The following is a 23,108-nucleotide window of genomic DNA, read 5'->3' as shown; positions in this document are numbered from 1 at the left end:
TCCCGCGCGCCCGAAGTCCTGCCCGATATGCTACCCGCCATCGCCCCTCGCCGGACGGGGCGATGGCGCCAGAGAGCCGATAAGGATGCCGCCATGCCCGTAAATTTTGACTTCAACGATCTCTACGCCTTTCGCGCCCTGATGGAATATGGCAGTTTTCGGCTGGCGGCCGAATCCATCTGCCTGTCGCAGTCGGCCCTTAGCCGACGCATCGAAAAGCTGGAGACGGCGCTGGGCAACCGGCTGTTCGATCGCACCACCCGGCGGGTGACCCTCACGCTGTATGGACAAAATTTTGCCGAACGTTCGGAGCAGCTGCTGGCCCATGTCGAGACGGTGCTGGCGGATATCAGCCAGGTCAGCAAGGCGCGCACCGGGCTGGTGACGGTGGCGACAGTGCCTTCCGCCGCCTACTACTTTATGCCGGAAATAATCCGCAGCTTTCAGGCGCGTTATCCCCAGGTGCGCATCCGGTTGATTGACAGCAGCGTCGGGAATGTGATCGAGGCGGTCAGCAGCGGACAGGCTGACTTTGGCCTCTGCTTTGCCAAAAACCTGCCAGCCAGTATCGAATTCACCCCTCTTGCCGACGACCGCTATGTGGCCGCCTGTCGGCACGATCATCCGCTGGCGCGCAAGACGCACCTAAGCTGGCAGGCGTATTTTGAACAGGATTATATTGGCCTGGATCGGGTCTCCGGCAACCGGACGCTGCTTGACCGGGAGCTGGCGCATCTGACGCCGGCGCGGCCAAGTATCTGCGAAACCCGCCACGTCACCACGATGCTGGGGATGGTGGAAGCGGGCATCGGCATTGCCGCCGTGCCCGCGATGTCGATGCCCGCCGGGGAGCATTCCGTTCTCCGCGCTGTGCCGCTCACCGACCCGGTGGTCACGCGTACGGTAGGCCTGATCCGCCTCAGCGGCCGTATTCAGTCCTACGTGGCGGCAGAGCTGGAGAAGCTGATTATTGAACAGTATCCTTCTGGCTGACCGGCGCGGCGGCGGCTACGCTTCGCATACCGGTGGCGTGGATGGTCTCCTGCGCCGCCGGTGACGCCAGATACGTCAGCAGCGCCTTGCCTTCCTGCGGGTGGTCGGCGCTGATGGTCACCGCCCCGGCAAAGCGGGTGATGTACTGCAGGTTATCCGGCAGTTCGCCGACGAAGGTTACGCCGGGCACCGGCAGCAGTTCGCTCACCTGCTGAAAACCGATCGCATACCGTCCCTTGGCCACTTCCGAGGCCACCGGAATGCGCTCCACCATCTGCGCTTTACTCTGCATCGCGTCATCAATGCCCAGGGTGTGGAACAGCGTCGAGCTGACATAGCGTCCGCTGGCGCTGTCGGAGTACGCGACCGATGGCGCCGCCAGCAGCGTCGCACGCAGCTGGTCTGCGTTGTGGATAGCCGGCAGCGGCGCCCCCGCCTTCACCACCACGCCGATCGGCGAGTCGGCCAGCTCCCGGCGCGAATCCGGTTGCGTACGGCCCGCTTTCTTGAGGCTGGTCAGCGCGTCCCCGACCATGATCACCACGTCCGCGTGTTCGCCGCGCGCCAGACGGTTAGGGATCGCCTGCGGCGTTTTTCCCATCGACGGGCCAGGGATCACCACGAGGTGGTTGCCGGTTTGTTTTTCCCACGCCGGGGCCAGCTTTTCCAGCGCCGCTTTGAAGCCGCCGGAGATCATCACGGTGACCTCAGCGGACAACGCGCTGCCGCCGGTGGCGGCCAGCAGCAGCGTGGCGAGCAGGGTTCCTGTCGTTTTACGCATCATCTTCTCCCTGATTAACGTGCCGTCTGCAGCGCAACGGCGCTACGGCGATAGAGGTAGCAAGTGGCCAGCAGACCGCAGATGGCGGCAAAGCTCATCCAGTAGCCGGGAGACGCTTTATCACCGGTATACTCAATCAGCGCCGTGGAAATCACCGGCGTGAAGCCGCCAAACACCGCGGTCGCCAGGCTGTAGGCCAGCGAGAAACCTGCCACGCGCACTTCGGCGGGCATAATTTCGGTCAGCGCCGGGATCATCGCCCCGTTGTACATGCCGTAGATAAACGACAGCCACAGCAGCACGCTCAGCATCATCAAAAAGCTCGGGGCGTTCGCCAGCATGGTCAGCGCAGGCCAGGCGGTAGCCAGCGCCAGCAGGGTCATGGCGATCAGCACCGATCGGCGGCCAAAGCGGTCGGACAGCGCCCCGCCCACCGGCAGCCAGAAGAAGTTGGAAATCGCCACCAGCAGCGTGACCAGCAGGCTGTCAGAGGCGCTGAGCATCAGCACCTTTTTACCAAAGGTCGGGGCATAGACGGTGATCAGGTAGAACGCGGTGGTGGTCATCGCCACCATCATCATCCCGGCGATAACCACCTGCCAGTTCGCCAGCAGGGTGGCGAATACCTGGCGCATCGCCAGATGATGGCGGCGGGCAGTAAACTCCTGGGTCTCCTCCAGCTTACGGCGCAGGATAAAGATGAACGGAACAATCAGGCAGCCGAAAAGGAACGGAATACGCCAGCCCCAGTCGCTGATAGCGCTCGGCTCCAGTACCGCGTTGAGGGCAAAGCCCATCGCGGCTGCCACCATGATGGCAACCTGCTGACTGCCCGACTGCCAGCTGGTGTAAAAGCCTTTGCGGCCCGGGGTGGCGATCTCGGCCAGATAGACCGACACCCCGCCCAGCTCGGCGCCTGCGGAAAAGCCCTGCAGCAGACGGCCGATCAGCACCAGCAGCGGCGCCCACAGGCCAATGGTCTGATAAGAGGGGATCAGCACGATCAGGAAGGTGCCGGTGGCCATGATCGACAGGGTGACGATCAGCCCCTTGCGCCGCCCCACCTTGTCGATATAGGCGCCAAGTACGATAGCGCCGATGGGGCGCATCAAAAAGCCGGCGCCAAAGACTGCGAAGGTCATCATCAGCGAGGCGAATTCACTGCTCGCCGGAAAAAAGGTATGGGCGATGTAGGTGGCATAAAACCCGAACAGAAAAAAGTCGAACTGTTCGAGAAAGTTACCGGACGTGACGCGCAGAATGGCGCCGATCCGGTCACGGGTACTCATCTGTGAGGTTGTTGAATGCATGCAGGTCTCCAGTTTGTTATCCACGCGTTGTCGCGCGCCTGTCGCTGAAGACTGAAACAGAACCGGGAACGAAATAAGCGTAATAAACGCATCCACTAATGCATTTTACGCATGAATAACATTTAACTAATTAACATTACTTTTGCATACAATCATTTAACACACACCGTCCTAACCACGCCGCGGGTGACGGCGAAAAAGTCAGTTTTCCGTTTTGTGACCGGGGCCAGGATATGTCGCCGTGGGTTGAAGGCATAAAACCTGGCCTGGGGTAACGAAATACCCTGCCGGCTGGAAAGCGCGTCAGGAAGCGGTGGACTCCCCCACCAGCGTCTGCAACAGGGAGATAAGCCAGCGGGTAGCCTCGCGTTTCCCGCTGCGTTGGTGGGCGTAAATCTTGACGTCAAACGGCGGAACCGGAAACGGCAGCGGGAAAATGGTCAGCCGGGCGGCGCGGGCCATCGTCTCCGCCGCCCGCCGGGGCAGCGCCATCAACAGGTCGCTCTGCTCAATAATAAAGGGCGCGCTCAGCATCGAGGGGGTTTTCATCGCCACCTGCCGCGAATAGCCCTGTCGCTCCAGCTCACAGTCCAGCACCCCCTGCCGCTCATTCCACGGGGTCACCACCAGATGACGGGCCGCAAGGTAGGCGTCCAGGGTCAGCGCCGTCCGGTTGGCCTGGCTGATGACCACATATTCGTCCCGCAGCCAGTTAATCTCCTCAAGATCGGGATGGGCTGGCTCGTCAGGGGTATTGAACCCGAGGGCCAGGTCGACCTCGCCCGCCAGCAGCTCGGTCAGCGCCGGGCTGTGGGGCAGATAACGGAGCTCAAACCGCAGCCCGGGCGCCTCACGCTGCAGGTGATGCATCAGCGTCGGAAAGACGCAGAACGCGGTGAAATCGGTGATCGCAATCTGCATGCAGTCGGTGCTGGCGGCCGGCACAAACGCCTCCGGCGGCGTCAGCTCCTGGTTGAGAAACTTCAGCGCCGAAGCGATAGAGGGCGCCAACTGGCTGGCATAGACGCTGGGGCACATCCGGTGGCCTTCGCGGTAGAACAGCGGATCGTTGAGGGCGCTGCGCAGCCGGGAAAGCGCATGGCTCAGCGCCGAGGTGCTCATCGCCAGCTCTTCCGCCGCCAGGCGTACCGAGCGGGAGCGATAGACCGCGTCAAAGACCGGCAACAGGTTGAGGTCAATCCGGCGCAGGACAGGATGCATAATATTCATCGTTTGCTGATTTCATTGCACTTAATTCTTTTCACAATACCGCTTATCCTCAGGGTCAGCAATTTTGCTCTCTTTTGACTATGGATACAGGACACCCCATGAGCATCACAATCCGCCAGGCCACCCCGGACGACGCCACCGCTATCTACGACATGATTTATGAACTCGCGGTCTACGAGAAAGCCCCCGAAGAGGTAGTGACGACGCCAGAGGAGATCAGAGAGACACTGTTTGCCAGCGGCAGCAAAACCGAAGCGCTGATCTGCGAGGTGGCGGGCAAAGCGGTGGGCTACGCGGTGTTCTTCACCAGCTACTCCACCTGGCTTGGACGCAATGGTATCTATATGGAGGATCTGTACGTCACCCCCGACTATCGCGGGATCGGCGCCGGAAAAGCGCTGCTGAAAACCATCGCGCAATATGCTGTACAACGTCAGTGCGGGCGTCTGGAGTGGAGCGTGCTCGACTGGAACCAGCCGGCGATTGATTTCTATCTGAGCATTGGCGCGCAGCCGCAGGATGAGTGGGTGCGTTATCGCCTCACTGGCGATGCGCTGCGGGCCTTTGCGGAGTAAAGCGGCTCGCCAGCAGGTCGGCGCCAGGCGTCGACCTGCTGGCCGCGGATCAGGCTTCGACCGCGCTCTTCTGCAGCTGCGGACCGGCCAGCGCCAGACGCGCACCCGCTTCGGTATCGCTGTACTGCTTGAAGTTATCCATAAACAGCTGAGCCAGGCTCTCGGCCTTCTCCTGCCATTTATCCGCTGAACTCCAGCCATTACGCGGATCCAGCACCGCGCTGTCTACCCCTGGAATGCTCTGCGGGATCGCAAGACCGAACACCGGGATGGTCTCCTCGCGCAGCGGGCCGGTAGTGCCGTTGAGGATCGCGCTAATGATGCTGCGGGTATCGCGCAGCGACAGGCGTTTGCCCTCGCCGTTCCAGCCGGTGTTGACCAGCCAGGCTTCGGCACCGGATTCCGCCATCTTCGCTGCCAGTACGCTGGCGTACTGGGTCGGGTGAAGCAGCAGGAACGCCGCGCCATAGCAGGCGGAGAAGGTCGGCGTCGGCTGGGTAATGCCACGCTCGGTGCCCGCCAGCTTCGAGGTGAAACCCGACAGGAAATGGTACTGCATCTGCTCGGTGGTCAGACGGGAGACCGGCGGCAGGACGCCAAACGCATCGGCGGCAAGGAAAATCACCTTCGACGGATGGCCCGCGCGGGACACCGGCTTGACGATATTGTCGATATGCGACAGCGGATAGGAGACGCGGGTGTTTTCGGTTTTGCTGCCGTCGGCATAATCCACGCTGCCGTCAGCGCGCACTACCACGTTTTCCAGCAGCGCATTGCGGCGGATGGCGCCATAAATCTCCGGCTCCGCCTGCGGATCGAGATTGATGGTCTTAGCGTAGCAGCCGCCTTCGAAGTTAAACACGCCGTCATCGTCCCAGCCGTGCTCATCATCGCCGATCAGCTGACGATGCGGATCGGTCGACAGGGTGGTTTTCCCGGTCCCGGAGAGGCCGAAGAACAGCGCCACGTCCCCTGCTTCGCCACGGTTGGCCGAGCAGTGCATCGACGCGATGCCTTTCTGCGGCAGCAGGTAGTTCATGACCGAGAACAGCCCCTTCTTCATTTCGCCGCCGTACCAGGTACCGCCGATGAGCTGAATACGCTCGCTGAGATTAAAGGCGACAAAGTTCTCGGAGTTCATCCCCTGCGCCTGCCAGTTGGCATTGGTGCAGCCCGCGCCGTTGAGCACCACGAAGTCTGGCGTAAAGCTGGCCAGCTCGTCGGCGCTTGGCACGATGAACATGTTTTTGACAAAGTGGGCCTGCCACGCCACCTCGGTGACGAAGCGTACGCCAAGACGGGTGTCCGGGCTGGCGCCGCACCAGGCGTCGATGACGTACAGTTTTTTGCCGCTCAGCTGGCCCGCGACCAGGCTTTTCAGGCTGCGCCACACGTCTGGCGATAACGGCTTATTGTCATTACGGCCGAGGCCGGAGTCTGCCCACCAGACGGTGTCGCGAGTCTGTTCGTCGCGGACGATGTATTTATCGCGCGGCGAACGGCCGGTGAAGATCCCGGTATCAACAGCCACAGCGCCAGAGTCGGTCATCACGCCGCGGGCCGCGCCGGTCAGCTCAGGAGAGGTTTCATGTGCAATAAGCAAATCGTAATCAGGGTTGTAAAAGAATTCGCCGCTTGCATTAATCCCCAGCTCCTGCAGAGCCATTTTTACTGATTCAATTTGTTGTGACATGGAACTCCTGACAAACTATTTAAGGTAAGAGGCCTGGGTTATTCATTGCTTTCGTCATCGTCGCCGGCTATTTAATAAGATAAGTCCTGGACAATGAAATAAAGCAATAAATAACCGTGAGTCGCGATTTCATATCGTGCTCATGTAGGGTCGCCGATATGCATTCATAAATCTCAACTTTCCAAAAAATGTTAACACCTGTCGATAATTATGTTAATTGCATAGTTTCTATGCGCTATGCTAAAATTGCATAGCCTTTATTGCGTTTTTGAGGACTGGATCGGTGTTGGCAAATCTGGAAGTAAAATGGCTGTATGATGTGATTGCCCTCGAGGAGTCGCGCAGCTTTACCCTGGCGGCCAAAGCCCGCAACATCTCTCAGTCCTCGTTCAGCCGACGCATCCAGTCGCTGGAGGCTTCCCTCGGATTCAGCATCTTCGATCGTAGCGCCAACCCTCTGCAGCTGACCAACCGCGGGAAAATTTTTGTCGGCTATGCGCGAAATATGCTCGATGACATGGATTTTCAGATCAGCCGTATTAAAGGCTTAAATAACACTACCCAGAAAATAAGGATCGACGCCGCCCCTTCGCTGTCGGTGTTATTACTGCCCGAGATCATCGCCGGTTACACCGACCGTAAAAATAAGACTTTTCATGTTGAATCGATTAACGTCAACGACGCCGTATTTAACCTGAAAGAGGGAAAAAGCGATTTTATCCTCTCCTTCTATAATGAAGAATTGATGAACTATCCGTTTATTAATCATAAAATTTTTGATTCTTATCTGCACCTGGTCTCCCCCTGCGACGAACATGGCCGCCCGCTGTTTCATTTACATCGCGGCGTGCTGCCGCTGATGAAATACGCCAACGACAGCTATATGGGGCGCCAGGTGAACCAGGTGATCGACCGCACGCCGGAGATCACCTTCTCTCTCACCTTTGTCTCTTCCATGAGTGAGCTGCTCAAGCGCATGATCCTCAATGGCGACGGCGTGGGCTGGCTGCCGCAGTACTCCATTCAGCGCGAGCTGGACGAAGGCCGGCTGACGATCCTCGATGAGAGCCTGTCGCTGCCGATCGGCGCCTGGCTCTACCGCTCCGGCTCGCGGCTTAACCAGGCCGCCGAACGTTTCTGGCAGCACATTAAAACCCGTAACGAACCGCGGGAATAACCCCCTCAGCCGCTGATCCCCAGATATGCCTTACGCACCTCCGGGTCGTTGAGCAGCGTCTGGCCGCTACCGCTCAGGCGGATCTGGCCGTTCACCATCACGTAGGCGCGGTCCGACAGGTTGAGGGCATGGCGGGCATTCTGCTCCACCAGAAACAGCGTCATCCCCTGGGCCGTCAGCTCGCGCAGGATCTGAAAAATCTGCTTCACCACCAGCGGCGCCAGCCCCAGGCTCGGCTCATCCAGCAGCAGCAGGCGCGGTCGGCTCATCAGCGCCCGGGCGATGGCCAGCATCTGCTGCTCGCCGCCGGAGAGGGTCATCGCCCGCTGTCCCCGCCGCTCTTCCAGCCGGGGGAACAGCTGGTACATTCGCGCCTTGTCCTCGGCCTGATAGCGGTTGCCAATGGCAATGGTCCCCATTAGCAGATTCTCCTCGACGGTCATATCGGGAAAGATGCGCCGCCCTTCCGGGGCCTGGGCGATGCCGTTGCTGGCGATAAAGTGGGTCGATTTCCGGCTGATCGCCTCCCCGCGATAGAAAATCTCCCCGCCGGCAATGCGCGGCTGGCCGAAGACCGACATCAGCAGCGTTGATTTACCGGCGCCGTTGGCGCCGATCAGCGCCACCGTCTCCCCCTCGTTGACGGTGAGGGAGACCTGCTTCAGGGCCTGGATCGGCCCGTAGAAGACATCCACCTCATTAAAGGCAAGCAAAGGCTGGCTCATCGGCGCGTCTCCTCTTCCTCAGCGCCTAGATAGGCGGCAATCACGCTGGCGTTGGCCTGGATCGCCTGCGGCGCGCCGCGGGCGATGACGTCCCCGTGATCGAGGACGATGATATGATCCGAAATCTCCATCACCATCCCCATATCATGCTCGATCAGTAGCACCGTGATGCCGTGCTGCTGGCGCAGAAAGCGAATAATCCGGCTCAGCGCCTGGGTTTCCACCGGGTTGAGACCGGCGGCCGGCTCGTCCAGACAGATCATCTCCGGACGGGTGCACATGGCGCGGGCGATCTCCAGCCGCCGCTGCTGTCCGTAGGAGAGGGTCCCCGCCAGACGGTTGGCGCAGTCCACCATCTCCACCACCTCCAGCCAGTAAAAAAGCGCGATCCAGCGCCTGACTCTCCGCCTGCCGATACCCACGGGTATTGAGGATCCCGGCCAGCAGATGGCGGTTGACCTGGGTATGCTGGGCCACCAGCAGGTTCTCGATCACCGACATCTCGCGGAATAAACGTATATTCTGGAAGGTGCGCGCCAGGCCAGCGCGGTTCACCAGATGGGTGCCACCGAACATCTTGTAATAGATCCGCCTCCCCAGCTGCGCCGGGTGGAGAAAATCGTCCGGGTGAAGCTTCTGCCCCAGCACCTGAATGACATCGGTGACCTTTTCCCGCGCCCGCAGCACGATACTGCCCCCCGTCGCCCGATAAAAACCGGTCAGGCAGTTAAACACCGTGGTCTTGCCCGCGCCGTTGGGGCCTATCAGGGCGGTGATCGACCCCCGCTCCACCTCCAGATTGACATCATTCAGCGCTTTGATGCCGCCGAAATGCATCATCAGATGCTCAACGCGTAAGATGCTGTCGGTCATGGCGCGACTCCTTTTCGCAACGCAACCCCGCTGCGGCTGGTGCGCACCAGGCCGCGCGGCCGCCAGATCATCATCATCACCATCAGCACGCCGAACAGCAGCACCCGATATTCGTCAAAGCCGCGCAGCAGCTCCGGGGTGACCGTCAGAACAAACGCCGCCAGTACCACTCCCAGGGTGGACGCCCATTCCCCCGAGCACCACAATCGCCAGGATCAGCGCCGACTCAAAAAAGGTGAACGACGTCGGGTTAACAAACCCCTGATAGCTGGCGAAGAACACCCCGGCGATGCCGGCCGTCGACGCGCCGAGCATAAACGCCGAGAGCTTCACCAGCACGTGATTGAGCCCCATCGCCCGACAGGCGATCTCATCCTCGCGCAGCGCCTCCCAGGCGCGGCCGATGGGCATCCGCGTCAGGCGATGCTTCACCAGCAGCACCAGCATCACCACCAGACACAGCACGGCGTAGAGAAAGATGAATTTCAGGTTGGGGTTGTAGCTGACGTGGAAAAACTCATGGATGGGGATGCCGCCATCTTTCGCCCGGCGGGTAAACTCGAGGCCAAACAGCGTGGGGGATGGCACCGGTACGCCGTTAGGGCCGCCGGTGAAGCTCACCCAGTTGTTGAGCACCAGGCGGATAATTTCGCCAAAGCCGAGGGTGACGATGGCCAGATAGTCGCCATGCATACGCAGCACCGGAAAGCCCAGCAACGCCCCGGCGAGAGCCGCCATCACCGCCCCCAGCGGCAGCATCGCCCAGAAGCCAAGTCCCAGGTACTGGTAGCCCAGCGCCAGGCCGTAGGCGCCGATGGCGTAAAACGCCACATAGCCCAGATCGAGCAGGCCCGCGAGGCCCACCACAATATTCAACCCCAGGCCAAGCAGAACGTAGATCAGCCCAAGAATGGCCACGGTCAGCAGATATTTTGTGGCGAGAAACGGAAAGACAATGGCCAGCCCCACCAGCAGCGGTATTATCCAGCGCAGCCGCGAGCGGTAGCCCGGCGGCCGGACGTACACCCCGTCATCCGCCCCCTCAAAGCGGGCAATAAAGGCTTTTCCCCTGTGGCTCTGCAGCAGCAGACTGAGCGCCAGCCTGCCGGCCATCACCACCGCCACCAGAATCGCCACCCGCGCAGGCGCGAGGGTAAAACCATACCCTTTGAGCACCACGCCGACGATCGGGCCAAAGACAATTAACGCGCAAAGGCCGGCCAGTACGCTGTCGATCAGCGCGTTTTGGATAGCCCGCGCAGGCTGGCGCGTAATTTCACCCATAAAGCCTCCTTAGACCTTGGCCACCAGCGGACGTCCCAGCAGCCCCTGCGGGCGAAAAATCAGGATCGCCACCAGCAGCGCAAAGGAAAAGACGTCTTTGTAATCCGAATTCACCAGCCCGGCGAACTGGGCTTCGGCCACCCCAAGCAGCAGACCACCCAGCATCGCGCCAGGCAGCGAGCCGATCCCGCCCAGCACCGCGGCGGTGAAGGCTTTGATGCCGATAATAAATCCGATATAGAAGTCGAAGGTGCCGTAGTTCATGGTCACCAGCACGCCGGCCAGACCGGCCATCGCCGCGCCGATGACAAACACCAGGGAGATCACCCGGTCGGTATTGATGCCAAGGATCGCCGCCATGCGCCGGTCCTGCTGGGTGGCGCGGCAGATGCGCCCCAGCCGGGTATACTGAATAATCCAGGTCAGGATAAGCATCCCCACCAGCGCCGCGACGAAAATAAACACCTTGGTCCAGGTGATCTGCACCACCCCATCGCCCACCGTCATGCGCAACGCGCCGCTAAGCAGCGTCGGGATCCCCTGCTGGTTCGGCCCCTGGCTCAGCTGGACATAGTTCTGCAGGATCAGCGACATCCCGATAGCCGAGATCAGCGGCGCCAGCCGCGTCGAGTTGCGCAGCGGCCGGTAGGCGATGCGCTCGATCGCCCAGCCGTATACGCCGGTGACCACGATGGTGAACACCAGGGTGGCGAAAATCAGCAGCGGAAAGGAGTGGATCCCGAAGAAAGAGAGCAGCGCCAGGCCGATGGCGCACAGGTAGGCGGAGACCATATACACCTCGCCGTGGGCGAAGTTGATCATGCCGATGATCCCATACACCATGGTGTAGCCGATGGCGATTAAGCCGTACACCGCGCCCAGCGTCAGCCCATTGATCAGTTGTTGCAGAAAAAACGCCGTCATAGCCCCTCCAGCCGCCAGGCAGACGGCCGCCGGGTTCCGTTCCCGGTCAACCGCCGTTATGTGACAATTCGCAAGTCAAAAGGACAGAGCGTCCTCAGGTCGTGGCCGATCAGAGCTGGTGATATTTGCCCTTGTCGTCCCACTGATAGACCACGTAGTCGGACACCTTGAGGTCGCCTTTGCCATCCCAGGCTTTCTTGCCCATCACCGTCTCGACGTCGTGGCTCTTCAGCCAGTCGCTGGCTTTGGCGTTATCGGTACCGACGGCGTTCCAGGCCGCGGCGATAGCCTGAATGGAGGCGTAGGCGTAGAGGGTATAACCTTCCGGCTCAAAGCCGCTGGCGCGGAACTTCTCGATCACCGCTTTGCCGTCCGGGAGGGTGCGCGGATCCTGACCAAAGGTCATCAGCACGCCGTTGGTGAACTGCGGCCCGCCGGCGGCCGTGACCAGCTCCTCGGTGACGATACAGTCGCCGGAGAAGAATTTGGCCTGCACCCCCTGCTCGCGCATCTGGCGCACCAGCGGGCCCGCTTCCGGATGGCAGCCGCCAAAGTAGACCACGTCCGGCTTGAGGGCGCCGATCTTGGTCACCAGGGCGTTAAAGTCTTTTTCACCGCGGGAAAGGCCTTCGTACAACACTTCTTTGGTACCCCGCTTCGCCAGCGCCGCGCGGGTGGCATCGGCCAGCCCCTGACCATAGGTGTCTTTATCGTGGATCACGGCGATTTTCTTCGCCTTCAGCACGTCCAGCATATAGTTGGCGGCGATCGCCCCCTGCTGATCGTCACGACCACACATGCGGAAGAGATCTTTCATGCCGCGCTCGGTGATCTGCGGGTTGGTCGAGCCGGGGGTAATGGTCAGGATCCCGGCTTCGTCATATACCTCGGAGGCCGGCATCGTTGAGGAAGAGCAAAAGTGCCCCACCACGGCGGAGACTTTCGCTTCATCCACCAGCCGGTTGGCCACCGCCACCGCCTGCTTCGGTTCGCACGCGTCATCCCCCTGCACCAGCACAATCTTTTCGCCTTTGATGCCGCCGGCGGCATTGATATCGGCCACCGCCTGCGAGGCTCCCTTCCAGTACTGGGCGCCGTAGGTGGCGTTGGGGCCGGTAAAGGGCCCGGCGACGCCGATCTTCACGTCTGCCTGGGCGTAAAAGGCCATGCTCATACAACCTGCTATCACAACATGAAGCGTCATTGTTTTCAGTTTCAAAGACATTCGGATATTCCTCAGCGATGTAAAGCCTGGCGTCATGGAATGACGCAGAAAATATCACTTACCGTGTGGTGCCGACGTTGGCGCAGCGCCAGGACGGCCAGGGTGGAAGAAGCAAAAATCCCGCCAGGAAGGAGTGGAACACCGGAGAACAGTCGCCCCGGTCGGTACGCACGCGACGGCAACCCGTGCCGCATCCGGCAAGGGCGCATTCCCTTTCAGGTCAGGAGATCGGTTGCCATCACGTGGCGAGCCGGACAACGCGGTATCCGTACCGGCCCGTGAGCTAAACATAGATGCAGTTAGCGGTCGCTGCGCGCCAGCGTGGTGCAAAAATGCGAATATGATCAACAGTGGTGATTATTTTGTTGCGGTAATGTGAAGATGATAACAGGAGAGCCCGTTAAAGGCTCTCCTGTGACCCGGTGGCCGCTCAGAGTTGACTGGTGAACGTTCGGGAGATCACATCCTGCTGCTGTTCGCGGGTCAGCGCGTTAAAGCGGACCGCATAGCCGGAGACGCGGATCGTCAGATTCGGATACTGCTCCGGGTGTTCTATCGCATCGAGCAGCTTTTCCCGGTTCAGCACATTGACGTTGAGATGCTGTCCCCCCTCCACCGTCTCCTCGTGGTGGAAGTAGCCGTCCAGCAGGCCCACCAGGTTGTTTTCCTGCGCTGACGGGGCTTTGCCGAGCGCCGCCGGCACGATGGAGAAGGTATACGAGATGCCATCTTTGGCGTAGGTAAACGGCAGTTTCGCCACCGAGGTCAGCGACGCCACCGCCCCTTTCCGGTCGCGGCCATGCATCGGATTGGCCCCCGGAGCGAACGGCGTCCCCGCCCGACGTCCGTCCGGGGTGTTGCCGGTTTTCTGGCCGTATACCACGTTGGAGGTGATGGTCAGGATCGACTGGGTCGGCACCGCCTGACGCCAGGTGGGGAGCGCCTGAATTTTGCGCATAAAGCGCTCCACCAGGTCGCAGGCGATGGCATCAACCCGATCGTCGTTGTTGCCGTACTGCGGATAGTCGCCTTCAATGACAAAGTCCACCGCCAGCCCGTGGTGATCGCGCACCGGCTTCACCCGGGCGTACTTTATCGCCGACAACGAATCCGCTGCCACCGACAGGCCGGCGATGCCGCAGGCCATCGTGCGGTAGACGTCGCGGTCGTGCAGGGCCATCAGCGCCGCCTCGTAGCTGTACTTATCATGCATGCAATGGATGATGTTCAGCGCGCTGATGTACTGCACCGCCAGCCAGTCCATAAAGTGGTCGAGGCTGGCCATCACGGTGTCGTAGTCCAGCACCTCATCGCGCAACGGTGCGGTTTTCGGCCCCACCTGAATCTTCAGTTTCTCATCCACCCCGCCGTTAATCGCGTAGAGCAGCGTTTTGGCGAGATTGGCGCGGGCGCCGAAGAACTGCATCTGCTTGCCGATCACCATCGGGCTGACGCAGCAGGCGATGGCGTAGTCGTCGCTGTGAAAATCGCTGCGCATCAGATCGTCGTTCTCATACTGCAGCGACGAGGTGGCGATAGAGACCCGGGCGGCATATTTTTTAAACGCCGCCGGCAGCGCTTGCGACCAGAGCACGGTCAGGTTCGGCTCCGGCGCCGGGCCCATGGTATGCAGAGTATGCAGATAGCGGAAGGTGGTTTTGCTGACCAGGGTGCGACCATCCAGCCCCATGCCGCCCAGCACCTCCGTCGCCCAGATGGGATCCCCGGAGAACAGCGAATCAAATTCCGGGGTGCGCAGGAAACGCACCATGCGGATCTTCATGATGAAGTGATCAATGAGCTCCTGGGCCTGCTCCTCATTCAATAAACCGGCGCGCAGATCGCGTTCGATATAGATGTCGAGGAAGGTGGCCGTGCGCCCCAGCGACATGGCGCCGCCGTTCTGCGACTTCACCGCCGCCAGGTAGGCGAAGTAGAGCCACTGCACCGCCTCCCGGGCAGTGCGCGCCGGGAGAGAGATATCGCAGCCGAGGCGGGCCGCCATCTCCTGCATCTGCAGCAGCGCGCGCCGCTGTTCGGCCAGCTCTTCGCGCAGGCGCAGGGTGGCCTCCAGCGCCTCGCCGCGCTCAAGGGCCGGCTGCAGGTCGGCAAACTGCAGCTCACGTTCGCGGACCAGATAGCGAATGCCGTACAGCGCCACGCGGCGGTAATCGCCGATGATCCGTCCGCGGCCATAGCCGTCCGGTAGCCCGGTCAGCACCCCGGATTTACGGCAGCGCAGCATATCCGGGGAATAGACGTCAAAAACGCCCTGATTGTGGGTCTTACGCAGCGCCGTAAACTGATACTCAAAGTCAGGATCCATTTCGCGACCATAGGCCTCGAAGGCGCTTTTGATCATCTTGATGCCGCCAAAAGGATGCAGGGCGCGCTTCAGCGGCTGGTCCGTTTGCAGGCCGACGATCTTTTCCAGCGGCTGGTTGATATAGCCCGCCGCGTGGGCGGTGATGGAGGTGGCGACATTGGTGTCGAAATCCACCGGCGCATGGGTGGCGTTCTCGACGCGGATCCCGGCCATCACCTGCTCCCAGAGGGCGGTGGTCGCTGGCGTCGCGTTAGCGAGGAAAGACTCATCGCCCTCGTAAGGGGTGTAGTTATGCTGAATAAAGTCGCGAACGTCGTTCTGCGTTTGCCACGCCGTACCGCGAAAGCCCAGCCAGGCGTCGGCGTATCGTACATCCTGGGTATCGATATCTACTTTCATGAACATCGTCTCTCTACAGAATAAAAAGTCAGGCCAGCGCCGCCGCGGTGTGGATCCGGCCTAAGCGGATCGCATCGAGGGCAATCATGCGCTCTTCATTGGTAGGAATAACCGCGCAGCGCACCCGGCTGCCGTCGGCGGAGATCAGGCGCTCGCCGGCCGAATTGGGCTGCTGATTGCGGGCGGCGTCCATCGCAAGGCCAAAGACCGCCAGCCGCTCGCTCACCAGCCGACGGATCAGCACCGAGTTCTCGCCAATCCCGCCGGTGAAAATAATGCCGTCGAGACGCTGCAGCGCCGCGGCGTGGCCGGCAATATGGCGGGCGATACGATGGACAAAGGTTTTAATCGCCAGGCGGGCGCGTGCATGGCCCTCATGCCACGCCTGCTCCAGCACCCGCAGGTCGGAGGAAAGACCGGAGATCCCCAGCAGGCCGGAGGCGGTGTTGGCTACCCGCTCCAGGTCGCTGAGGGTCTGCCGGGTTTCCCCGGCAATCCACGCCATGGCGCCGAAGTCGACATCACCGCTGCGGGTGCCCATCATCAGCCCCTCCAGCGGCGTCATCCCCATCGAGGTGTCCACGCTGCGGCCGTTACGCACCGCGCAGATCGAGGCGCCATTGCCCAGGTGGGCGATCACCAGGCCGCTCTCCTGCTCCGGCAACCCGAGCAGCGCCAGGGCGCGCTGGGACACATAGCGGTGCGAGGTGCCGTGGAAACCGTAGCGGCGTACCCCGAGATTCTGGTAATACTCCCACGGCAGACCATAGAGAAAAGCTTCCGGGGCCAGGGTCTGGTGAAAGCTGGTATCAAAGACCGCCACCTGCATCACCTCCGGGAACAGCCGCTGCGCCGAGGCGATGCCGCTGAGACTGGCGTAGTTATGCAGCGGGGCCAGGGACGATACCTGGCGAATGTTATTGATAACCTCCTCGCTAATAATGACCGACTCGGTGAACAGGTCGCCGCCGTGGGCGACGCGGTGGCCAATCAGGGCCACGCTGTCGATGAGGTCGCGTTGGGCTAATGCCCCGGCAATCGCCTGCAGGGCGCCTTCGTAGCCGCGCTGCGCCAGCGCCACCGGCTCGCCGCCGTTGAGCGAGAGAGACGCCCGTTCCGCGTTGATGCCCTCGGCCACGCCGTTGAGCAGGCAGTCGCAGCTGGCGGCGTCCAGGACGGAAAATTTGATTGACGACGAGCCGCAGTTAATCACCAGTACTACCGGAAATTCAGTCATGTTGTACTCCGCGTGGCCTGAGCCGGATTAGAACAGTTTGTAAGCAATGTTGAGGATGGTCAGCAGACCGATAGCGGTCACAAAGAGGTTGTCGAGACGGCCACGGTATTTGGCCAGCGAAGGCGCTTTACGAATGGCGTACATCGGCAGCAGGCACAGCAGCGAGGCGATAATCGGCGCGCCCATGGCCTCAATCAGGTCGAGGATATTGGGGTTGGCATACGCCACCACCCAGGTCGAGCCCATGATGAACACCATGCTCAGGGTATTGAGCTTGCCGCTGGAGACCCGGGTTTTATCCCCTTTATAGCCAAAGCGCAGGATCAGACCGTTCAGCCCTTCGAGCGTGCCGAGATAGTGGCCGAAAAACGATTTGAAGATGGCCACCAGGGCGATGATCGACGCGCCATACTCCAGCAGGGTGGCAAAGGTGGATTTGGTGCCCGACATCGAGGCAAAGTGGTTCGCCAGATAGGAGAGCACCGGGATATTCTGCGCCTTGGCGTCCGCCATGTTCTGCGGTGAGAGGGTAAACAGGCAGCTGAAGGCGAAGAACATCACCACCGCCACCATCAGCATGCTGGCCCGGGAGATGATCTGTGAGCATTTGCGTTCGGTATACTCGCGGCCAAACTGCGCTTCATACTCTTCGCGTTTGGAGACCACAAACGAGGAGACGATCGGCGAGAAGTTGAAGGAGAACACCATGATGGAGATGCCCAGCCATACCGTCACCAGAATGCCGTCGTGACCGGTTAAGGCGATATCGCTGAGGTTGACCTGGTCAATCACCGCGCTATTCCAGTAGGGGATCAGGGACAGGGAGATCACCACCAGGCTGGCGATAAACGGCCACACCAGATAGCTCATCACCTTGACCATCAGGTCTTTACCAAACCAGATGACAAACGCCATCAGCAGCAGCAGGAGCAGCGCCACCACCCCGCGGTTGAGAGCCGGCATCTGCAGCTGGTTCTCCCAGAAAGTCATAAAGGTATTGGTGATCGTGACGCCATAAATCCACAGCAGTGGGCAGATGGCGAAGAAGTACAGAAAGGTGATCACCACCCCGCCGGTTTTGCCAAAATGCTCTTCCACCGTTTCGGTGATATTGCCGGAGGGGTTAGCCCCCGACAGGCATAGCCGGGCCAGGGCCCGATGGCAATAAAAGGCGATGGGATAGGCCAGCACCAGCATCACCAGGATCGGGATCAGCCCGCCGAAGCCGGCGCGGATCGGGAAAAACAGCACCCCGGCGCCGATAGCGGTGCCAAACAGGCCCAGGGTCCAGGTGGTGTCAGATTTACGCCAGGACGAAAGGCTTGTCTGGCTGGATGCAATGCTCTCAGTCGTACTCATATCCTGTCCTCACTTATGTATTGAATTAAGCGTCAACAAAACCGGTAATTTGCGATACCCGGGAGAGATCGATATTGCCCCCGGAAATCAGGCTGACCGTTTTGCGGTTCTGGATATAGCTGTCGAGTTTGCCGCTTAATAACGCGGCGCAGGCTAACGCCCCGGCCCCTTCGGTGATCACTTTATTGCGCTGAATTAAGGCGACCATGCTCTGGCGAATGTCGTCCTCACTCACCAGGACGATGTCATCCACCAGCTGGCGGGCGATTTCATAGGTCAGTTTCCCCGGGCGGGCGACGTCGCAACCATCGGCTAAGGTGCCGGCGTGGCGATGGCTGGTGATTTCCCCGGCATACCAGGAGGCGGCCATGCCGTGAACATTCTCCGACTGCACGCCGATAATGCGGATTGTCGGGTTAATGGATTTAATCGCAATCGCGATACCGGCAATTAAGCCGCCGCCGCCAATGGGCACGATGACATTATCCACGTCATACAGATCTTCTAATATTTCGAGTCCAATCGTCCCCTGCCCGGCGATAACCTGCGGGTCGTCATAGGGGGGAATAAAAATGCGGCCCTCAAGTTCAACAATATCGCTGGCTTTGGCGAGGGTATCGTTAAAGTTATCGCCATGTAGCACCACTTCCGCCGAATAATCACAGGTGGCGGCAACTTTCGATTTCGGCGCCCCTTTCGGCATCACTACTTTCCCGTCAATGCCTAGCATGGCGCAGGAGAGCGAGACGCCCTGGGCGTGGTTGCCCGCTGAGCAGGCCACCACCCCTTTGCGTTTTTCCGCCGCGGTTAAACCGCACAGTTTATTAAAGGCGCCGCGAATTTTAAATGAACCCGTGCGCTGCATATTTTCGAATTTAAGAAATATTTCGCCCTGGCAGCGCTCGCTAAAATAATTCGAACGGGGCATGCCTGTTTTATATATTTTTCCCGCGAGGCGTTGTTTCGCTTCGAGAATATCGTCAATAGATACCGGAAGATCGTAGGTAATATGCATTATGGCCTCTGTATCTTAATATAAAGTCAATGACCGGGCGTCATCCTGCTGATAACAGCGAGGACGTGTGTTGGATTATTTAACGACTTTCAGTTACGCAATAATTTGTAATGGCTGCCAGTGGCGGTTGCCCTGCCCCGAGGAATAGTGTTTCGCCATCTCCACCAGCGACGCCGCGGCGGTTTTTAACCGGTAATTTTTCGACCATACCGCCGCATAGCGCGCCACCGGCAAGGCCTCTTTAATGGGGATGGTGACAAACTGGCTCGAGCCAAACGGCGTGGTCATGTCGCAGGGGATCACCGTCAGAAAATCGGCATTGAGCACCAGGTTATAGATCGTCACCACCGAATCGGTATTAACGATATTTTCACGGCGGATACCGCTGCGCTGCAGGGTGGTCAGCAGTTCGCTGTAGTAGCCCATATTGGTCTCCGGCAGCACCCACTGCTCGTGCTGGAGCGAGGCCAGGCGGACGGTGCCGTTGCCGATCCGCGCCCGGTTCGCCACCAGCACAAACTCAGACTCAAACAGCGGCTCGACGTGCAGGTCCTGCAGTTTCATCTCATCGCTCAGCGTCCCGATGGCGAAGTCGAGGCGCCCGTCGCGGATTGCCGGCAAAAAGGCGGAGAGCTGCGCCTCATACATCGAGACCCGCGCCTTGGGGAAAGTCATTTTAAACTGATGCACCATCTCCGACATAAAGGTAAACCCGACCAGCGAAGGGAAACCAAAGGAGACATCCACCACCGCGCTGTTGGTCAGAGCATTCATTTCATTGACCATATTTTTCATTTCACGGGTGATCGCTTCTGACCAGTTGAGAAATACCTGCCCGGCCTCGGTGAGCGAGACGCCGGTATTTCGCCGGACGATTAATTCGCTACCAAAATAACTCTCCATGTCGCCAATAATTTTACTGACCGCCGGCTGAGTGAGTCCTAACGCTTTTGCTCCGGCCCCGATTGACCCGCTGCGGATCACTTCCTGGAAAACTACCAGATGCTGTGTTTTAGGCAGAGAAAAAGTATTCATCGCGTCTCACTTTCATTCCTTTGTTGACGGCGGAAAGTGTAACAAATCGCAATTGCCGGGTTATGTGAGAGCTCTCACAAAGGCTCCGCCGCGGCGGATAAGCAGGATCCACGAGCCAGAATAAGCAAATTAAAATCAATACATTACAAGCATCATGAACGCTATTTGCGCGCCTTTTGCCGTGGCCGAATGCGGGGATAAAAATAATTGATGGCGATAACATCGACGGCGAAATGGCGATAAAAAATACGTCTTTTGTACGTTATTCGACCCGCGCTATCAGGTTGAGAAGAAAGCCGAAAATTAAATTAATGCTGTAAAGAATAAAAGGCAGACGTAATAAACGCCATTATTTAACGACAAGCCGGTCGGGCATCACATTTTATCCCCGGCGGTTGGGGAAAATGCACGGTCATTATTTACACCAAAGAAACATTAAATTCACAATTTTTCTTTTGGGTCGCGATAGGCAGCGATCTTTTTTCCGCCATAGCGCAGTTGGTCATACTTTGATTAAAATCAACCCTGGTAATTTATCTTTTACGACGGCCATTGGAGAGTCATTTGTGTTGCCGATCACAAATCCATAAAACAACGACCCGGCCTATCGTGAAGAGATGATCCCGCGGCTGCGCCAGCAGCTTAACGAGCAGCTGATGAGCGACCAGCTGGCTGTCGACCTGCTCTCTTCCTATCTGCGAATGGATCTCAGCGCCCAGCCGTGGGACCAGCCGCTATAGCCCGCCCCGGCGCAGATCGCTGGCCCGGGCATTTCGCCTATAGCTGGCTGACCCCCAGCGCCGCGGCCTCATCCCGCCACGCCAGCAGCGGCGCATAGGCCTCCCGCGACATATCGCTATAGCCGCAGATCAGCAAGGCGTCGCACAGGGAACGATAGCGATCATCGCTTACCAGCTGCTGGAGCGCCTCGCGCAGGCTATTCAGCGTTGCCGCCGGGGTGGCGCCGGCGGTGATCAGCGGCAGCCCTGGCGCGGCCGGGCTCCAGCCGATCGCCACCAGGCCAGCCAGAGCCTGCGGCTGATGGCGCTGCAGCAGAGCGTAGGTCACGCAGTCGATGGCGGCGATATCGGCGTTTTCCTGCTGCAGTTCGCGCAGCGATTGCCGATGGCTGCCGCTGAACATCACCGCTGAAAAAAAACGCCCCTCCCGGGAGAGCGGCGCGACCATTTTACGCAGTACGTTGTAGCCGGACTGCGAGTGCTCGGCATTGCACACCGCCCGACGGCCAAAAAAGTCCCCCAGCATCCGGTGACTATCCGCTTCGCGGACCACCAGCAGGCTGCGATAGCGGCGCCCTTCGCAACCGGGCGCAGCGTAGTGGAAGCAGCCCACCGTCTGCACCTCAGGCAATTGGGTCACCAGCGGGTAGCCACAGGTCTGGCTCAGCAACAGCGTCGGCTGGCGCCAGTGAGCCAGCAGATCCCCGGGGTCAGCCGCCGGAGGGTCCCCCGCCACCATCACGCCGCGTTCGTCCAGCAGCGACTGCACCGCCTGCCACAGGGCCTGGGTCTGTTGACGGTGGATGGCATACATCGGAAAAGTCATGCGTTCAGCCATATTCTCCTCCCGCCTGCGCCTGCTCGCCAAAGCCCGGATGGGCGTTCACCGCCACCGCCCGGCGGCTAAAATGGCGTCGCCACTCGCCGTACCCGCGCACCAGGAACCCCTGATTACGCTGCAGATACGCCGCCTGGCTATGCAGATACAGTTGACGTAAAGCGTACCAGGGGACCCCTGGCAGATCATGATGCACCGCATGGTAGTTGAGATTGAGGAACAGCACCCGCCAGGGGAGCCCGGCCTCGTTGATCACCGAGCGGGCCAGCGGGTCATCCGCGGCGCGGTGTTCGAGAAAAGAGCGTACTTTGGTCAGGGCCAGCGCCGGGTAGCTCACCGCCAGCACAAACCACAGCGGAGAAAAACCCTGCGCCGCCATCCAGGTCAGCAGACCCGTCAGCAGCAACAGATGCAGACTCCACATGGCGATAGCGCGGCGGTCGCCCTCGCGGAAAGCCCACAGCGCGCTGTTCAGGGTGTGAATAATATCCATCATCGGCGCCAGCAGCAGACGCCCCCAGAAGGTGTTGCGCAGGTGGATAAGGCGGCGCTGCCAGGCTGAGAAGCGCTGCCAGCTTTCCGCCGTTACGTAGTACGATTCGGGGTCATCCTCAGGGTGCGTCAGCAGATGGTTGCGATGGTGCGCCAGGTGGCTGTCGCGGTAGACGCCATAGGGATACCAGACCGCCAGCGGCAGCGTCCCCAACAGCTGGTTAAACCATGCCAGCCGGGTGGGATGCCCATGGATCAGCTCATGCTGTAAGGACATATACCAGGCGGTAAACCAGATCAACAGCAGCGTGGCCGGAAACAGTCCCAGCGTCCGCCAGCCCGCCACGCAGGCAAACCAGCCGCCGTAAACCGTCACAATCAGCAGCCAGGTCGGCAGCTCGCTGCGCCACAGCCAGCCGCGCGCCAGCTGGCTGATCAGGATGCGCTGTTGGTCATCCACATAGACAGCCGTCTTCTTTTCCGTCACTTCCGATACCTTGCCGTGTTGCCTCATTCCCACCGAAGATGTGAGATAACACGTTAAATAACAAAGTATTTAATTGACTTAGCTTTGCCAAAAAGCGCGTTTGTGTTCAACAGGGCAAAGAGAATACCGTCCATGGCGCAACAGCTTGGCGGTGTTTAAACCGGTCCATCATCCGGCGGCGCTGCGCTTGCCGGGCCTATGGGATAACCCCTCCCCGGGCCATCCAGGCCGGTGCAGGCGCAGCGCCGCCGGACAAGGACAGCGGCGTCGCTTTTGTGCCGGGCGGCGGCGACACCTTGCCCGGCCTACAATCCGTGCGGCCTGTCGTTAATTTATTTACCGCTGTTGCTGAAATTTTACCGCCAGGTCGAGGATACTAAAGGACTCCAG

20 protein-coding genes and 2 pseudogenes are annotated in these 23,108 nt (G+C 59.9%); 6 read left to right on the top strand and 16 right to left on the bottom strand.

Going from position 1 to position 23,108, the window contains the following annotated elements; all coding sequences use genetic code 11:
* Positions 1-93 precede the first annotated feature (93 nt).
* The gene (locus HMPREF1024_RS23145) at positions 94-993 is read left to right on the top strand and encodes a LysR family transcriptional regulator (protein WP_004152315.1); all 900 of its coding nucleotides are present in this window, start codon (positions 94-96) and stop codon (positions 991-993) included.
* Here the strand turns inward: HMPREF1024_RS23145 and HMPREF1024_RS23150 are convergent.
* The 3 genes from HMPREF1024_RS23150 to HMPREF1024_RS23160 all read right to left on the bottom strand — a co-directional run bounded on the left by HMPREF1024_RS23150 (position 968) and on the right by HMPREF1024_RS23160 (position 4,314).
* The gene (locus tag HMPREF1024_RS23150; RefSeq protein WP_074193212.1) at positions 968-1,777 is read right to left on the bottom strand and encodes a substrate-binding domain-containing protein; all 810 of its coding nucleotides are present in this window, start codon (positions 1,775-1,777) and stop codon (positions 968-970) included. The genes HMPREF1024_RS23145 and HMPREF1024_RS23150 overlap by 26 nt on opposite strands.
* Before the next feature lie 11 nt (positions 1,778-1,788).
* Entirely contained in the window at positions 1,789-3,084 is a 1,296-nt protein-coding gene (locus tag HMPREF1024_RS23155) for an MFS transporter (RefSeq protein WP_004175494.1), read from the bottom strand.
* Positions 3,085-3,387: 303 nt separating this feature from the next.
* A complete protein-coding gene (locus HMPREF1024_RS23160) occupies positions 3,388-4,314 on the bottom strand; it encodes a LysR family transcriptional regulator (RefSeq protein WP_009307580.1) in 927 nt (308 codons plus the stop codon).
* Between the two features lie 98 nt (positions 4,315-4,412).
* On the opposite strand from HMPREF1024_RS23160, the gene HMPREF1024_RS23165 reads away from it, so the two are divergent.
* Positions 4,413-4,889 carry a GNAT family N-acetyltransferase gene (locus HMPREF1024_RS23165; RefSeq protein WP_002910717.1) on the top strand — a complete coding sequence of 159 codons (477 nt, stop codon included), beginning with the start codon at positions 4,413-4,415 and terminating at the stop codon, positions 4,887-4,889.
* 49 nt (positions 4,890-4,938) lie between these two features.
* Here HMPREF1024_RS23165 and pckA read toward each other — a convergent pair whose 3' ends face one another.
* Positions 4,939-6,582 (bottom strand): phosphoenolpyruvate carboxykinase (ATP), encoded by a 1,644-nt coding sequence (pckA, locus tag HMPREF1024_RS23170; protein ID WP_004148802.1) that lies wholly within the window; start codon positions 6,580-6,582, stop codon positions 4,939-4,941.
* A 283-nt stretch (positions 6,583-6,865) separates the two neighbouring features.
* On the opposite strand from pckA, the gene HMPREF1024_RS23175 reads away from it, so the two are divergent.
* Entirely contained in the window at positions 6,866-7,759 is an 894-nt protein-coding gene (locus HMPREF1024_RS23175; RefSeq protein WP_002910720.1) for a LysR substrate-binding domain-containing protein, read from the top strand.
* A gap of 5 nt (positions 7,760-7,764) precedes the next feature.
* On the opposite strand, the gene HMPREF1024_RS23180 is transcribed toward HMPREF1024_RS23175, so the two are convergent.
* The 5 genes and pseudogenes from HMPREF1024_RS23180 to HMPREF1024_RS23195 form a co-directional block, all read right to left on the bottom strand.
* The gene (locus HMPREF1024_RS23180; RefSeq protein WP_004175491.1) at positions 7,765-8,484 is read right to left on the bottom strand and encodes an ABC transporter ATP-binding protein; all 720 of its coding nucleotides are present in this window, start codon (positions 8,482-8,484) and stop codon (positions 7,765-7,767) included.
* Positions 8,481-9,357, bottom strand: a pseudogene (locus HMPREF1024_RS0125515) (ABC transporter ATP-binding protein). The gene HMPREF1024_RS23180 and the pseudogene HMPREF1024_RS0125515 overlap by 4 nt, the downstream one beginning before the upstream one ends.
* Positions 9,354-10,641, bottom strand: a pseudogene (gene livM / locus HMPREF1024_RS23185) (high-affinity branched-chain amino acid ABC transporter permease LivM). Before livM ends, HMPREF1024_RS0125515 begins: the two co-directional pseudogenes overlap by 4 nt.
* Positions 10,642-10,650: 9 nt before the next feature.
* Positions 10,651-11,565, bottom strand: coding sequence for a branched-chain amino acid ABC transporter permease (locus HMPREF1024_RS23190; RefSeq protein WP_009307577.1), 915 nt, complete (start codon positions 11,563-11,565; stop codon positions 10,651-10,653).
* Positions 11,566-11,674: 109 nt separating this feature from the next.
* On the bottom strand, positions 11,675-12,733 hold the full coding sequence (locus HMPREF1024_RS23195) for a branched-chain amino acid ABC transporter substrate-binding protein (protein ID WP_004189329.1): 1,059 nt from the start codon (positions 12,731-12,733) through the stop codon (positions 11,675-11,677).
* 289 nt (positions 12,734-13,022) lie between these two features.
* On the opposite strand from HMPREF1024_RS23195, the gene HMPREF1024_RS31040 reads away from it, so the two are divergent.
* A complete protein-coding gene (locus HMPREF1024_RS31040; protein ID WP_004225356.1) occupies positions 13,023-13,169 on the top strand; it encodes a hypothetical protein in 147 nt (48 codons plus the stop codon).
* A 51-nt stretch (positions 13,170-13,220) separates the two neighbouring features.
* Here the strand turns inward: HMPREF1024_RS31040 and pflB are convergent, their stop codons facing one another.
* The 5 genes from pflB to tdcA form a co-directional block, all read right to left on the bottom strand.
* A complete protein-coding gene (gene pflB / locus HMPREF1024_RS23200) occupies positions 13,221-15,515 on the bottom strand; it encodes a formate C-acetyltransferase (protein ID WP_009307576.1) in 2,295 nt (764 codons plus the stop codon).
* A gap of 28 nt (positions 15,516-15,543) precedes the next feature.
* Positions 15,544-16,752 carry a propionate kinase gene (gene tdcD / locus HMPREF1024_RS23205; RefSeq protein WP_002910759.1) on the bottom strand — a complete coding sequence of 403 codons (1,209 nt, stop codon included), beginning with the start codon at positions 16,750-16,752 and terminating at the stop codon, positions 15,544-15,546.
* Positions 16,753-16,779: 27 nt separating this feature from the next.
* On the bottom strand, positions 16,780-18,111 hold the full coding sequence (tdcC, locus tag HMPREF1024_RS23210) for a threonine/serine transporter TdcC (RefSeq protein ID WP_004145486.1): 1,332 nt from the start codon (positions 18,109-18,111) through the stop codon (positions 16,780-16,782).
* A 25-nt stretch (positions 18,112-18,136) separates the two neighbouring features.
* Positions 18,137-19,126 (bottom strand): bifunctional threonine ammonia-lyase/L-serine ammonia-lyase TdcB, encoded by a 990-nt coding sequence (gene tdcB, locus HMPREF1024_RS23215; protein WP_002910762.1) that lies wholly within the window; start codon positions 19,124-19,126, stop codon positions 18,137-18,139.
* 93 nt (positions 19,127-19,219) lie between these two features.
* Complete coding sequence (gene tdcA / locus HMPREF1024_RS23220; protein WP_002910764.1) at positions 19,220-20,161, bottom strand: transcriptional regulator TdcA; 942 nt, start codon at positions 20,159-20,161, stop codon at positions 19,220-19,222.
* Positions 20,162-20,337: 176 nt separating this feature from the next.
* Here tdcA and HMPREF1024_RS31035 point away from each other — a divergent pair, with 176 nt between their 5' ends.
* The gene (locus HMPREF1024_RS31035) at positions 20,338-20,481 is read left to right on the top strand and encodes a hypothetical protein (protein ID WP_014343223.1); all 144 of its coding nucleotides are present in this window, start codon (positions 20,338-20,340) and stop codon (positions 20,479-20,481) included.
* 297 nt (positions 20,482-20,778) lie between these two features.
* Positions 20,779-20,901 carry a nitrilotriacetate monooxygenase gene (locus HMPREF1024_RS0125500; RefSeq protein ID WP_004145488.1) on the top strand — a complete coding sequence of 41 codons (123 nt, stop codon included), beginning with the start codon at positions 20,779-20,781 and terminating at the stop codon, positions 20,899-20,901.
* Positions 20,902-20,938: 37 nt separating this feature from the next.
* On the opposite strand, the gene HMPREF1024_RS23225 is transcribed toward HMPREF1024_RS0125500, so the two are convergent.
* Positions 20,939-21,739 carry a phosphate/phosphite/phosphonate ABC transporter substrate-binding protein gene (locus HMPREF1024_RS23225; protein ID WP_004189318.1) on the bottom strand — a complete coding sequence of 267 codons (801 nt, stop codon included), beginning with the start codon at positions 21,737-21,739 and terminating at the stop codon, positions 20,939-20,941.
* Positions 21,732-22,718: a fatty acid desaturase gene (locus tag HMPREF1024_RS23230; protein ID WP_032451313.1), complete on the bottom strand. Its 987-nt coding sequence runs from the start codon at positions 22,716-22,718 to the stop codon at positions 21,732-21,734. Before HMPREF1024_RS23230 ends, HMPREF1024_RS23225 begins: the two co-directional genes overlap by 8 nt.
* Positions 22,719-23,108: the final 390 nt, after the last annotated feature.

The organism is Klebsiella sp. 4_1_44FAA, assembly GCF_000238715.1.
Lineage (GTDB): Bacteria > Pseudomonadota > Gammaproteobacteria > Enterobacterales > Enterobacteriaceae > Klebsiella > Klebsiella pneumoniae.
This window is presented reverse-complemented; position numbering and strand designations above follow the sequence as displayed.

Bases quoted from the DNA above. Each gene is read 5' to 3' on its own strand.
- HMPREF1024_RS23145 (WP_004152315.1), top strand. From the start codon at position 94: ATGCCCGTAAATTTTGACTTCAACGATCTCTACGCCTTTCGCGCCCTG.
- HMPREF1024_RS23150 (WP_074193212.1), bottom strand. From the start codon at position 1,777: ATGATGCGTAAAACGACAGGAACCCTGCTCGCCACGCTGCTGCTGGCC.
- HMPREF1024_RS23155 (WP_004175494.1), bottom strand. From the start codon at position 3,084: ATGCATTCAACAACCTCACAGATGAGTACCCGTGACCGGATCGGCGCC.
- HMPREF1024_RS23160 (WP_009307580.1), bottom strand. From the start codon at position 4,314: ATGAATATTATGCATCCTGTCCTGCGCCGGATTGACCTCAACCTGTTG.
- HMPREF1024_RS23165 (WP_002910717.1), top strand. From the start codon at position 4,413: ATGAGCATCACAATCCGCCAGGCCACCCCGGACGACGCCACCGCTATC.
- pckA (WP_004148802.1), bottom strand. From the start codon at position 6,582: ATGTCACAACAAATTGAATCAGTAAAAATGGCTCTGCAGGAGCTGGGG.
- HMPREF1024_RS23180 (WP_004175491.1), bottom strand. From the start codon at position 8,484: ATGAGCCAGCCTTTGCTTGCCTTTAATGAGGTGGATGTCTTCTACGGG.
- HMPREF1024_RS23190 (WP_009307577.1), bottom strand. From the start codon at position 11,565: ATGACGGCGTTTTTTCTGCAACAACTGATCAATGGGCTGACGCTGGGC.
- HMPREF1024_RS23195 (WP_004189329.1), bottom strand. From the start codon at position 12,733: ATGGCCTTTTACGCCCAGGCAGACGTGAAGATCGGCGTCGCCGGGCCC.
- pflB (WP_009307576.1), bottom strand. From the start codon at position 15,515: ATGAAAGTAGATATCGATACCCAGGATGTACGATACGCCGACGCCTGG.
- tdcD (WP_002910759.1), bottom strand. From the start codon at position 16,752: ATGACTGAATTTCCGGTAGTACTGGTGATTAACTGCGGCTCGTCGTCA.
- tdcC (WP_004145486.1), bottom strand. From the start codon at position 18,111: ATGAGTACGACTGAGAGCATTGCATCCAGCCAGACAAGCCTTTCGTCC.
- tdcB (WP_002910762.1), bottom strand. From the start codon at position 19,126: ATGCATATTACCTACGATCTTCCGGTATCTATTGACGATATTCTCGAA.
- tdcA (WP_002910764.1), bottom strand. From the start codon at position 20,161: ATGAATACTTTTTCTCTGCCTAAAACACAGCATCTGGTAGTTTTCCAG.
- HMPREF1024_RS0125500 (WP_004145488.1), top strand. From the start codon at position 20,779: ATGATCCCGCGGCTGCGCCAGCAGCTTAACGAGCAGCTGATGAGCGAC.
- HMPREF1024_RS23225 (WP_004189318.1), bottom strand. From the start codon at position 21,739: ATGGCTGAACGCATGACTTTTCCGATGTATGCCATCCACCGTCAACAG.